Annotated in this window: 11 protein-coding genes; 4 read left to right on the top strand and 7 right to left on the bottom strand. The window is 74.1% G+C overall.

The features are described 5' to 3' along the window. The first annotated feature begins 37 nt into the window (after positions 1–37). Positions 38–466: a DUF3151 domain-containing protein gene (locus O7606_RS18340; protein WP_281595252.1), complete on the top strand. Its 429-nt coding sequence runs from the start codon at positions 38–40 to the stop codon at positions 464–466. 98 nt (positions 467–564) lie between these two features. On the opposite strand, the gene O7606_RS18335 is transcribed toward O7606_RS18340, so the two are convergent. Continuing rightward, complete coding sequence (locus O7606_RS18335) at positions 565–2169, bottom strand: chromosome partitioning protein (RefSeq protein ID WP_281599748.1); 1605 nt, start codon at positions 2167–2169, stop codon at positions 565–567. A 101-nt stretch (positions 2170–2270) separates the two neighbouring features. Beyond that, on the bottom strand, positions 2271–3284 hold the full coding sequence (locus O7606_RS18330) for a hypothetical protein (RefSeq protein WP_281595251.1): 1014 nt from the start codon (positions 3282–3284) through the stop codon (positions 2271–2273). A 124-nt stretch (positions 3285–3408) separates the two neighbouring features. Here O7606_RS18330 and O7606_RS18325 point away from each other — a divergent pair, with 124 nt between their 5' ends. After that, entirely contained in the window at positions 3409–4698 is a 1290-nt protein-coding gene (locus O7606_RS18325; RefSeq protein ID WP_281595250.1) for an adenylosuccinate synthase, read from the top strand. A 102-nt stretch (positions 4699–4800) separates the two neighbouring features. Continuing rightward, positions 4801–6048 carry a phosphoribosylamine--glycine ligase gene (gene purD / locus O7606_RS18320; RefSeq protein ID WP_281595249.1) on the top strand — a complete coding sequence of 416 codons (1248 nt, stop codon included), beginning with the start codon at positions 4801–4803 and terminating at the stop codon, positions 6046–6048. 50 nt (positions 6049–6098) lie between these two features. On the opposite strand, the gene O7606_RS18315 is transcribed toward purD, so the two are convergent. Together O7606_RS18315 and O7606_RS18310 are read right to left on the bottom strand one after the other, a co-directional pair. After that, positions 6099–7640, bottom strand: coding sequence for a N,N-dimethylformamidase beta subunit family domain-containing protein (locus O7606_RS18315; protein ID WP_281595248.1), 1542 nt, complete (start codon positions 7638–7640; stop codon positions 6099–6101). Positions 7641–7756: 116 nt separating this feature from the next. Next, the gene (locus O7606_RS18310; RefSeq protein WP_281595247.1) at positions 7757–8209 is read right to left on the bottom strand and encodes an SCP2 sterol-binding domain-containing protein; all 453 of its coding nucleotides are present in this window, start codon (positions 8207–8209) and stop codon (positions 7757–7759) included. A gap of 70 nt (positions 8210–8279) precedes the next feature. Here O7606_RS18310 and O7606_RS18305 point away from each other — a divergent pair, with 70 nt between their 5' ends. Then, entirely contained in the window at positions 8280–8918 is a 639-nt protein-coding gene (locus O7606_RS18305) for a TetR/AcrR family transcriptional regulator (RefSeq protein WP_281595246.1), read from the top strand. On the opposite strand, the gene O7606_RS18300 is transcribed toward O7606_RS18305, so the two are convergent. From O7606_RS18300 to O7606_RS18290, 3 genes are read right to left on the bottom strand one after another with little or no spacing between them, the layout of a single operon-like run. Continuing rightward, positions 8893–10332 (bottom strand): adenylosuccinate synthetase, encoded by a 1440-nt coding sequence (locus O7606_RS18300; protein ID WP_281595245.1) that lies wholly within the window; start codon positions 10330–10332, stop codon positions 8893–8895. The genes O7606_RS18305 and O7606_RS18300 overlap by 26 nt on opposite strands. Continuing rightward, positions 10329–11294, bottom strand: a complete 966-nt coding sequence (locus O7606_RS18295) for a hypothetical protein (protein WP_281595244.1) — start codon at positions 11292–11294, stop codon at positions 10329–10331. The genes O7606_RS18300 and O7606_RS18295 overlap by 4 nt, the downstream gene beginning before the upstream one ends. Positions 11295–11304: 10 nt before the next feature. Beyond that, positions 11305–11889, bottom strand: coding sequence for a hypothetical protein (locus tag O7606_RS18290; RefSeq protein WP_281595243.1), 585 nt, complete (start codon positions 11887–11889; stop codon positions 11305–11307). Positions 11890–12018: the final 129 nt, after the last annotated feature.

The raw sequence follows: 12018 nt of genomic DNA, 5'->3' as shown, positions 1-12018 counted from the left end.
TCGCGGGCCGCCGAGCGAAGCGGGGTTGAATGAGGCGATGCAGAACCTCTTGCCAGAGCCGCCGGCGACCATGCTGCCCGTCCACGACGAGGCCGAGGCCGCGCTGGCCGCCGCGCTCGAAACCGACACCGACGAGGCGTACGCCGAGGTGGCCGCCGGTTTCCCGACCTTCAGCGCGGCGTGGGCCGCGCTGGCCACCCGGGCGCTCGCTCAGGGCCAGGTGATCGCCGCGTACGCCTACGCGCGGACCGGTTACCACCGTGGCCTGGACCAGCTCCGTCGCAGCGGGTGGCGGGGGCACGGCCCGGTGCCGTGGTCGCACCGACCCAACCGGGGTTTCCTGCGGTGCCTGCACGTGCTCTCGAAGGCCGCCGGAGAGATCGGTGAGGCCGACGAGGCGGCCCGCTGCGCCCAGTTCCTCCGCGACTGTGACCCCGCCGCCGGGGACGCGCTCGCCAGCAACTGACGCGCCGCGGAAGGGGCCCGCTCCGCTGCCCCGGGCGGCGGAGGGGTCCCTTCCGGCCGGCGGCCCGGGCCTGCGGCGGGGCGGTCAGGTGGCCCGGGTCAGAGGCCCTCGGCGACCGCCGCCGCGATCTTCAGCCAGGCGTCCCGGGTGGCGGAGGAGAGCTGCCCGTACCGGATCGGCTCCCCGGTGTCGATCAGCCGCTCGTACGGCGCGAGCAGCACCGCCCGGGTCCGGGCGGCGAAGTGCTCCTGGATCGCCGGCAGGTCGATCTCCTTGCGGGACGGTGGCATCGACACCACCGTCACCGCCTGCCGGACCAGCCGCTGCCGCCCGCTCTGTTCCAGGTGGTCGAGCATCCGGGCGGCGGTCTCGGCCGAGTCGTTACGCGCCGACATGGTGACCACGAGCTGGTCGGTGGCGTCCATCGCCGCCTGCCAGTTCTGCGCCCGGACGTTGTTACCGGTGTCCACGAAGATCAGCTTGTAGAACCGGCTGACCACGTCCCGGATCTCGGCGAACGCGGAGGCGGTGAGCATCTCGCCGCCGGTCGCCGACTCGTCCGAGGCCAGCACGTCGAACATGCCCTCACCCTGGGAACGGACGTACTGCGACAGGTCGCCGACCCGCCCGTGCGGGCCCTGGAACTGGCCCAGGTCCCGCAGCATGTCCCGCACGGTACGGGAGTGGAAGTCCTGTTGGGCCCGCATGCCGAGGGTGCCCTGGGTCTCGTTGTTGTCCCAGGCCAGCACGTACCCGCCGCGCTTCTGCCCGAAGGTCATCGCGAGCAGCAGGATGGCCACCGTCTTGCCCGCCCCGCCCTTCGGGTTGACCACGGTCACCTGACGCAGGCCGCCGAAGTTACGCCGGACCATCTCGACGTCCTGCTTGACCTCCTGCTCGTGCCGGCCCGGCGGCAGCTTCACCAGCCCCAGGGTCGACCGGTTCACCACCGCCCGTACGCCCATGGTGGCCACCGGGTCGACCGGGCGGGCCTGCCGTCGCCGGGCGAAGTCCTCGGCGGTCGGTGTCGCGCCGTCCGACCACAGCGGGTCCGAGTAGCCGGCCGAGGACAGCGGGAAGACCCGGGGCGCGGACTCCACCGCGAACGGGTCCGTGACCTGTGCCGAGACCGGGGCCGTGACCTGTGCCGCGAACGGGTCCGAGACCGGGGCCGTGACCCGTGCCGCGACCGGGTCCGGCGGCAGCGGCGCCCAGCCGGCAGGATGCCGCTGCCCGTCGGCGGGGTCCGGGTCGACCGGTGGCGGCGGGGAGTACCAGCCCTGCCCGGTGTCGTGCGCCGGCTGCTGCCGGGGCGCCACCGGCGGGGCGGGTGACGGCGGATCCACCGCCGGGCCGGACGGCTGGTCCTCGGTCGTCAGGTGACGAGCCTGTTCCTCGGTCGTCACCCGACGAGGGTGCCGGTCGGTCGTCGGACCGGACGGTCGTTGCGGCGGGTACGCCCACGGCGACTCCATCGACCCGCGTGCCCCGCCCGCCCGCTGGACGTTCCCGTCCGGTTCCGGCGGCGGCGGGGGCGGTGGGGGCGGTGGAGGCGCCCACTGGAGCCCGACCGACGGCTGCCACGCCGGGCCGGCGTCGGCCGGGAACTGGTCCGGTGTCCAGAGCGGCTCGATGTCCCGTTCGGTCAGCGGTCCCACCTGCTGATCCGGCAGACGGACCCGGTCGGCGTCGTCGTGCACCACGGTTCCTCCCCCCATACCTCCGCCGAGGATAGGCCCTGAAAGTCGCCCATCCGGTGCCGAACCGGGCGGTAGCCGCAGCCGGACGCCCGGACCCGGCACGGTCAGGCGCGGTAGACCGCCCACGCTCCCGGCTCGATCCACCAGGACCGCTTGCGGCTCAACTCCCCCTCGACGCCGTCGTCGAGGTACGGGATCCGCTCGTCGCGGGGCAGCACGGCGACGGCCCGGCCACGGGCCCGGCGTACCTCGAAACGGACCCGCTTCCTGCCCAACGCGGAGCGGGCCACCACGGGAACGGCCACCGCGACCTCCACGATCCCGTCGGCCGGGTCCGGGCCGGTCAGCAACGGCAGCCCGGCGAGGTTCGCGTACCCGCCGGCGTTGCCGACCGCGCAGGCCAGCAGCGGCTCCTCGCCGGCGCTGAGGACGGCGTCGTCGACCTCCACCCGGCCCCGCCAGTAGAGCGGTCGGCCGGACTCGTCGGAGGCCCCGAGCAGGGCCCCGTCCAGGGTGACCGAGCCGCCGTCGTTGCGGAGCAGGTCGAGCCGGCGTACCCGGCCGTCCAGCACCGCGGCGGCCACCGCCGCCGGCTCCCGGGGCAGCCCGAGCTGCCCCGCCAGGTCACGCTGCGTGGTGCTCCGGGCCGGATCGAGCGGGAGTACGCCGATCGGCGGCAGATCCGGCACCGTACGGTTCCCGGGCAGGTCGTCGGGGCGGCGACTGGGCGGTGGCGCGTACCGCCGGACGAGTCGGCGGAGGACGGCCCGCAACTGGCCGTCACTGGCCGTGGCGACGACCAGCCTGGTCTTCGAGTCCGGGTCCGGCCAGTCCAGGCCGTCCGGGCGGGCCGGGGCGTCCAGCCGGGCCAGCACCGCGTCGATCTCGACGTCCGACCGGGCGGTGACCGTGGTCACCCGGGCGCCCCGGTCGGTGAGCGCGTCCGCGCAGGCCAGCACCGGCACCCGGGGCGTCTCGCAGCGCTCGTCGGCGGCCTTCCCGGGGCTCGCGTCGAGCGCGTCGGCCGCGCCGCAGCAGCCCCCGGCGCCGTCACCGCCGCCGCACGCCCCCGCCGCGTCGCGCTCCGAGCCGAGGGTGAGCAGCACCACGTCGTACACCGGAGAGGGCCTCCTGCCTCGTCACGCAGCCCCTGCCGGCTGCGCCTTCACCACTGTTAGCCTGACACCTCGGGCTTGCCACGCGGTCGCCACCTGGCACCCGAGCCCCCCGGAGGCGGTGAAGATGCCAGCGATCGTGCTTCTCGGCGCTCAGTGGGGCGACGAGGGCAAGGGCAAGGTTACCGACCTGCTGGGCGAGCGGGTCGACTACGTCGTGCGTTACTCCGGCGGCAACAACGCCGGCCACACGGTGATCACCCCGGACGGGCAGAAGTACGCGCTGCACCTGATGCCGTCGGGCGCGCTCTCCCCGAACGCGATGATCGTCATCGGTAACGGCGTGGTGGTCGACCCGAAGGTGCTGCTGGCCGAGATCGACGGGCTCGCCGAGCGGGGCGTGGACGTCTCCCGGCTGCGGATCTCCGGCGACGCGCACCTGATCATGCCGCACCACCGGGCGCTGGACCGGGTCGTCGAGCGGTACCTCGGCTCGTCCCGGATCGGCACCACCGGCCGGGGCATCGGCCCCGCGTACGGCGACAAGGTGGCCCGGATGGGCATCCGGCTCCAGGACCTCCTCGACCCGGGCATCCTGCACAAGAAGCTGGAGCTCGCGCTGCGCGAGAAGAACCAGATGCTGTTCAAGGTGTACAACCGCAAGGCGATCGACGTCGAGTCCACCGTCGAGGAGTATCTGGCCTACGCGGAGCGGCTGCGGCCGTACATCGCGGAGACCCGGGTGATGCTCTGGGACGCCCTGGACCGGGGCGAGACGGTGCTGCTGGAGGGCGCCCAGGCCACCATGCTCGACATGGACCACGGCACGTACCCCTTCGTCACCTCGTCGAACCCGACGGCCGGCGGGGCGTGCGTGGGGGCGGGCGTCCCGCCGACCGCCATCACGAAGGTGATCGCGGTGAGCAAGGCGTACACGACCCGGGTCGGCTCCGGGCCGTTCCCGACGGAGCTGTTCGACGACAACGGCCAGCACCTGCGCAAGATCGGCCACGAGTACGGCACGACCACCGGCCGGGAGCGGCGCTGCGGCTGGTTCGACGCGGTGGTGGCCCGGTACGCGTGCCGGCTCAACGGCGTCACCGACCTGGTCGTCACGAAGCTGGACGTGCTGACCGGCCTGACCAAGGTGCCGATCTGCGTCGGGTACGAGATCAACGGCGAGCGGTTCGACGACATGCCGATGACGCAGACCGACTTCCACCACGCCCGGCCGGTCTACGAGGAGCTGGACGGCTGGTGGGAGGACATCAGCAAGGCCCGCACCGAGGACGACCTGCCCGAGAACGCCCGCCGCTACATCGCCCGTGTCGAGGAGCTCTGCGGCACCCGGGTCAGCGTGGTCGGCGTCGGCCCCGGCCGCGAGGAGAACGTCACCCGCCACCCCCTCCTCCCCTGACCCCTCCCACCCCCGACCTTCCCGCCCGCTGGTGACCCGGGATCTGGGACGGAAACTTCTCGATCAACGGGGTGGGGGAGGGGGTGGGTAGGATGCTCCGACGTGCGGGTACTTGTGGTGGGTGGCGGGGGGCGCGAGCATGCGCTGGCCCTGGGGTTGGCGCGGGATCCGGGCGTGACCGCGGTGCTGGCGGCGCCGGGTAACCCGGGCATCGCGGGCGTGGCGGAGCTGCGGGCGGTCGACCCGACGGACGCCGCCGCGGTCACCCGGCTGGCCGTCGAGGAGGCCGTCGACCTGGTGGTGATCGGGCCGGAGGCGCCGCTGGTCGCCGGGGTCGCCGACGCGGTACGCGCCAAGGGCGTCGCCTGCTTCGGGCCGTCCGCCGAGGCCGCCCGGCTGGAAGGCTCCAAGACGTTCGCCAAGGACGTGATGACCGCCGCCGGAGTGCCCACCGCCCGCGCGTACACCTGTGTGGACGAGACGGAGACGGCGAAGGCGCTCGACGAGTTCGGGCCGCCGTACGTGGTGAAGAACGACGGGCTGGCCGCCGGCAAGGGCGTCGTGGTCACCGACGACCGGGCCGCCGCGCTGGCCCACGCCGCCGAGTGCGGACGGGTGGTCGTCGAGGAGTACCTCGCCGGCCCCGAGGTGTCGCTGTTCGTGGTCACCGACGGCGAAGCGGCGGTGCCGCTGCTGCCGGCCCAGGACTTCAAGCGGATCGGCGACGGTGACACCGGCCCGAACACCGGCGGCATGGGGGCGTACGCGCCGCTGCCCTGGGCCCCGTCCGGCCTGGTCGACGAGGTGATGGCCGACGTGGTGCGACCGACGCTCGCCGAGATGCGCCGGCGGGGCACGCCGTTCGCCGGTCTGCTCTACGTCGGGCTGGCCATCACCGCCGCCGGCCCCCGGGTGATCGAGTTCAACGCCCGGTTCGGCGACCCGGAGACCCAGGTCGTGCTGGCCCTGCTGGAGTCGCCGCTCGGCGGGCTGCTGCACGCGGCGGCCACCGGCACGCTGGCCGGGCACCCGGCGTTGCGCTGGCAGGACGGCGCGGCGGTGACCGTGGTGGTGGCCGCCGGCAACTACCCGGGCAGTCCGCGTACCGGCGACGTGATCACCGGGGCGGAGCGGCCGGGGATCATCCATGCCGGCACCCGCCGGGCCGAGGACGGCACGCTGCGCTCCGCCGGTGGGCGGGTGCTCTGCGCCACGGCCGCCGGCCCGAGCCTGGCCGCCGCCCGCGACGCCGCGTACGCGCTGGTGGGCGGGGTGGAGCTGGCCGGCTCACAGCACCGGCGGGACATCGCCGGGGCGGCGGTACGCGGCGAGATCCGCTTGCCGGCCTGACCACTGCCCGGCGCCCGGCGTGCCACGGCGGCCGGTGGTGGCCGGGGCGGTCAGCGGGGGCGGGCCATCCGGGTCAGCAGGTTGGCGGTGGCCCGTTCGACGCGTTCGTCCCGGTGGCCGGGGCGGTCCAGGGCCATCGTCCAGTGCAACGTCCCGGCGGCGAAGACCACCCCGCCCTGCGGCGTCTCGTACAGGTGGGTGTGCTGCGTACGGCGCTGCCGGTAGCGGGTCTGGTACGGCGACGCGCTCAGCGTCGCCCCGCTGACCGCCGCCGGTTTCGGGTAGCCGGCGGAGCGGCCGTCCGCCTCCCCGCCGACCAGGCCGGGGATCCGGTCACCGTCGGTGACGCCTGCGCCGGCCCAGAACCAGTGGTCGGCCGAGCGGACCACCAGCGGCTGCGGGTCGGGCAAAATGCCGTTGTACTGCACGCCGAGCAGGCCCTGCTCGGCGCGGCTGCCGTCCGGGGCGACGCTGCGCCAGTACGTGGTGGGGCCGGCGTGGTCCGCCCACGGGTCGGGTGAGGTCTTGCAGCAGGTGAGCAGCCGGGCGGGGCGACCGTCCGCCGCCGGGGCCAGCCGGGCGTGCCAGTAGACGCTGTTCGCGGCGAGGAACGCCAGACTGGCGCCGACGGTCACCGCACGCTCGGCGGCCTGCCGCATCGGCGCGGACCAGTACTCGTCGTGGCCGCCGAACACGATCCCCCGGTGCCGGGTCGGGTCGAGCCGGCCGAGGTGCAGGTCCTCGCTGGTCGCGTACGTGACGTCGAACGAGTTCCGTTCCGCCCAGCGGATCAGGTCGTGTTCCCGGTCGAGGTGCTTGGGTCGGCCCTCGTTCGCGTACGGGCGGTCGAAGGACACGGTCAGGGACCGTCGCGGGTAGTCCAGCCCACCGGCCCGGTACCCGTAGTAGAGGCTCTTTCCGGCCACCCCGTCCATCGGCCACTGGTTGTACGCCTGGTACGTGGTGAACGGCAGCACCACGCAGAGCGCGGCGGCCCGCCGGTCGTCGCGTACCACGAACGGGGTGTAGGCGTGCCAGCCGTCGGCGGAGGTGAACACCGCCTGGTAGAGGCCGGAGACCCAGTCGTCGGGGACCCGCAGCGTCCAGGAGACCGGCCAGCGGCAGATCAGCGCCCCGGTGACCGGGTCGGGGGCGGGCACCGGCTCGGGGCGACCGGGCAGCTCCGGGCTGGTCAGCAGCTCCCGCGCGCCGGCGCCGCCGTACCAGCCGAGCCGGAGGACCGAGATCCGGTACGCCCCGGCGGGCTGCGTGGCGACGTGGAAGTCGACGGTTCCGCCGGGCGCGACGCTCGTCGTCGAGGCGTACCCCTGGATCTGGCGGCGGCGGTCGTCGACGCCGGGCCGGCGGTCGCCGGTGGGCGGCCAGGGCCGGCCGGCGGCCCGGTTCTCCCGCTCGACCGGGTGCGGGCCGACGCCGGTGGCGTTGCTGGCGGGCGGGGTGGGTCGCCCCCACCGGCTCTGGACGACCGCCGGATCGTCCGGCCCGGTGGTGAGCCACAGCGCGCCGGCTGTCGCCGCGGACGCCCCGAGGGTGAAGAGGCCGAGCGTCCGCCGCCGACGCACACCTGCCATGGCAGCTCCTACCGTGGGCCGTTCGAGGAAAACGCCCGAACTTACCACTGTGGACGGTGGGTGCCGGCAGGCGCGCGGCGCGAGGAAGGGGCCCTTCCTCGCGCCGTCGACCGGGGTCAGGCCTTGGGGATGTCGAACAGGTTGGGAATGTTGGCCGCCAAGCCGAGGTCACCCTTCGCCTTGAGCTTGCCGGTCATGAACATCATGGCCGGGTTGCCGTTGCCCGAGACGATCTTGAGGAACTCGACCGGACCGAGGGTCAGGCTCAGCTTCGGGTCGTGCTGCGGAGTCGGGTTGACCACACAGGTGCCGTCGGCGATGACGACCTCGTACGTGTCGGTGCCGCCCCCGGGGCCGCCGGTGATGTTCCAGTGCAGCACGGCGTTGGTCGCGCCGGCCTTCTCCCGCCGGAAGATCGTCGGCATCCGGTTGAAGACCTCGTCGAGGATCTTGCCACGGTGCTCGCCGGCCATGATCTCGGCGATCTTCTTGTCGGGCGTGGTCTTGACGAGCTTGGAGAACTCCTTGGGGCCGACCGATGCGAACGTGGCCGGGTCGAAGTCAGTCATGGGGTACCTTCCGGACGATCGGCTTACCTACTCCGGCGTAACCTTACGTACGGGTAGGTATGCTCGCAAGGTGTCCAGCCCGCCCGCGTTCCGCCGCCTGCCCCGTGCCGCCCGCGAGCAACAGATGCTCGACGCGGCCGTCCGAGCCTTCTCGAGCAGGGGTTTCCATGCTGCCAGCATGGACGAGATAGCCGAAGACGCCGGCATCTCCAAACCGATGGTCTACGCCTATCTCGGCACGAAGGAAGAACTCTTCATCGCCTGCCTGCACCGGGAGGCAGCCCGGATGGTGGAGGCCATCGCCGGCGCGGCGGCCCCCGACCTGCCGGCGGACGTTCGGCTCTGGCGGGGGCTGCGGGCGTTCTTCGGGTTCGTCGGCCGGCACCGGGACGGCTGGATCGTCCTCTACCGGCAGGCCCGGGGCGAGCAGCGGTTCGCCCGGGAACTCGCCGCCATGCGCGACCGGCTGGTCGAGGTGGTCGCCGGCATGCTCGACCACGCGCTGCGCGCCCGCGGACGCGAGGTCCGCGAGACCGACCTGGAAGTCGTCGCGTACGCGCTGGTCGGCGCGTCCGAGTCGCTCGCCGACTGGCTGGCCGACCACCCCGAGGCGGACCCGGAGAAGACCGCCACCCGGATGATGAACGTGGCCTGGCTGGGGGCGGACCAACTGCTCCGCGGAGTCACCTGGCGGCCCGAGCAGGAGTGAGCCGTCGGGGCCACCGTGGTTGCCGGGGCCGCTTGTGCGCGGCGGTCGGGCCGTGCGAGGTGAGCGCCACCGGCACGTCGAGCGCCTCCTCGACCGCCGTCACCCAGTCGGCCGGCGGGCCGTCGTCCGCGTACGCCGGGCGGGCCGCCTGGAGTCGCGCGGTGAGCGCCGCCTGCCGTTCCAGGTCGCCCGGCGGGCCGGGGTCCAACCGGTCCAGGCCGTCGTACCGGTGACAGATCCGCAGCGCCGTCCCGGCAGCGACCGGACGGCCCCCGCCCGACCCGCCCGACAGCCCGGCGGGCGGCGCGACGCCCCCGGCGGGTGCCCCGCCGATGATCCACTCCGTTTCACGGATCTGGCGGCTTCGCCCCGCCCCGAAGCCCCGTTCTCCTGGAAGTGGAGTGCCCCCGGCGGCCTCGGCCAGGTCGAGGTGGGTGAGCGCGAGGGCGTCCACCCCGCCGGCCACCGCCAGGGCGTACCGGTGGGCGACGGCGTCGAAGTGCCCGAACCGGAACCGGCCCTGCCACGGGTTCGTCGGGTTACGCGGGTCGGTGAACGGCAACGCCGGGTCCTCGGTGACCAGCGGCCCCGGCCCGTGGCGGGTGGTGGTGATCCGCAGTACGCCCAGCCGTCGCGCCGTCCCGGCCAGCCCCGCCTCGGCGAGCAGCTCCTCCGCGTTGGCGAACGTGGTGGTGCTCCACGTCGTGTACGGATGGAAGCCGTGCCACTCGTCCAGCAGCACCCCCTGGGCCCCCTCGAACACGCACGTCCCGGCGCGTAGCGCCCCGGCCAGGTACGTCCCGTCGACGATCGCCACCCGCTCGGCGAACCCGGTGAACGCGGGCAGGCAGTCCTCGACGGACGGGGCGTCCAGTGGGCCCAGCTCGGCGGTCAGCCGGTCCCGCAGCACGGTCAGCCGGCGCCGCAGCAGCCCGGGGTGGCGGCAGTCGGCGACCCGGGGGGCCTCGTCGGGGTGGGCGAGACCGTACGCGACGGTCTCGCCCACCCCCAGCCCGCAGGAGCCGTGCCGGTCGGCGCCCCGGGCGAGCTCCCGGGCCCGGTTGGCGGCCCGGTGGTACGGGGTGGCCAGCAGCGCCGCCCCGTCGACAGTCAACCTGTCCAACGCGTCCGGCGCCCCGACCGAGGCGAGATGGTCGGCCTCGGCGGCCAGGGCCAGCGGGTCCACCACCACGTGCCGGGACAGGTGGGTCCGTACGCCGGGCCGGAAGGTGCCCGCCCCGAACTGGGCGAACGTGTGCTGCCGCCCGTCGGGCAGGACGACGTTGTGCGCCGCCTGCGCGCCTCCGTTGAACCGGACCACCGTGTGGACCGGCCGGGTCGCGCAGAGCCAGTCCACCACGGTGCCCTTGCCGGCGTCGCCGTAGCCGAGGTCGACCACCATCACGTGGCTCACAGCCGGGTGACTCCGCTGCCCCGCCCGGTACGGGCCACCCCGCTGCCGCCCCGCGTCACGGGGCCCCGGTCGTCGCCCAGCCGGGCCAGCGCCCGGGAGACCGTGCCGGTGGCCGTCGAGCCGTGCCGGGCCAGGTCCGCCAGCCCCTGCTCCAGGTCGATGGCCTGTTCGCCGAGGCCCACGGCGAGCGCGATGGTCTCGCAGACCGCGTCCAGGTCGTCCAGCGTGACCGCCCGCTGCCCGAACAGCCCACGCCAGAAGTCCAGCACCTTGCGGTTACCCGAGTAGTGGCTGCCGGCCGGGAGCAGGTAGTACGTGTCCCAGCGGCGGGTCAGCTCGTCGACCACCTGGGTCAGCGGCACGTCCTCGCCCGGCCGGTCACCGATCAGCCGCTCCACCTGCCGCCGGTCCACCCGGGGGTAGGCCAGCTCGTCACCGATGATGAACAGGTAGCCGCGCCGGCCGCGCTTCTCCCACGAGTCGGTGACGGTGTGCCGGGCCATGAAGTACATGGCCAGCTCGTAGGACTCCATCATCTGGCCGCCACCGCCGCCCTCCAGCACGATCCGGCCGAGGTCGTCGTCCATCCGGTTGTCCGACTCGAACTGGCCGACCTGCAACGGCGCCCGGTCGCAGGTGGCGTCGCCGATCGCGCCGAACATGAGCTGCGGGTCCCGGGCGTACCCCTGACGTTGCAGCAGCCCGAGCAGTTGCGGCAGCTTGGCCTGGAGGGTACGTGGCACGTGTCCCATCGAGCCGGTCACGTCGAACAGCACCGCGATGGGTGTCGACTGCGGGTGCTCGGTCGAGTCCCGGGCCTCCCGGGTCGCGCCGCGCGGGTCGAGCGCCGGGTGCACCGTACGGGCCCCGCTGTCGCTGTACGAGAACGCGCTCTTGCCGGTGGCCCGGCGGTACCGCTTGGCCGCGTCGTACACGTCGGTGGACCAGACTCCGCTGCCCATGGCAGCCTCCTTAGGGGTTGAGGGTGAAGGGTCGGAAGGCGCGCGGCCCGTACAGCCGTTCCAGCACCTCGTCGAGCTCGCCGAGCAGCCGCCAGGCGTCGTCCGGGCGGCGGTTCAGGGGCCGCTGCCGGCAGCCCCGCGCGAAGGCGAGCAGCTCGCGCGGGGCGTGCCGGCCCATCAGCCAGGTCATGCAGCCCGTCGCCAGCCAGATGTCGGTGCCCGGCCCGCAGGGCCGCTTCCGGAGGATCTCCTCCGGGTACCAGTCCTCGAAGTCGGGGACCAGCGCCGGCACGGCGCGGCCGGGCGCGGCGGAGAAGCACCAGTCGACGAGCACCACGCCGTGCCCGTCCGGCTCGATCAGCACGTGCGGCGGCAGCACCGCGCCGTGCGTCACGCCGGCCCGGTGGGCCAGGCCGAGCGCGACCAGCAGCCGCCGCCACATCCAGGCCACGTCGCGGGCGTCCAACCCGTCCGGGTACGCCCGGCGCACGTCGGCCAGGCTGCGCAGTCCCGGTACGGCGGCCAGCACGTTGACCCGCCGTTCCGCCCCGGTGTCGGTGTCCCGGTGCCGGAACGAGTCGACCAGCCGGGGCACGTACGGCAGGTAGCGCGGGTCGCCGTGCTCCTCGATGGCGCGCAGGGCGTACGCCTCCCGGGCCAGCAGGTCGTTGTCGGCCGGGTCGCGGGGCAGTTTCAGCAGCCGGTCCGCGCCGACGTCGTACAG

Source organism: Micromonospora sp. WMMD882, assembly GCF_027497255.1.
Taxonomy (GTDB): domain Bacteria; phylum Actinomycetota; class Actinomycetes; order Mycobacteriales; family Micromonosporaceae; genus Micromonospora.
Note: the sequence above shows the minus strand (reverse complement) of the source record. Positions and strands in the feature narration are given on the sequence as shown.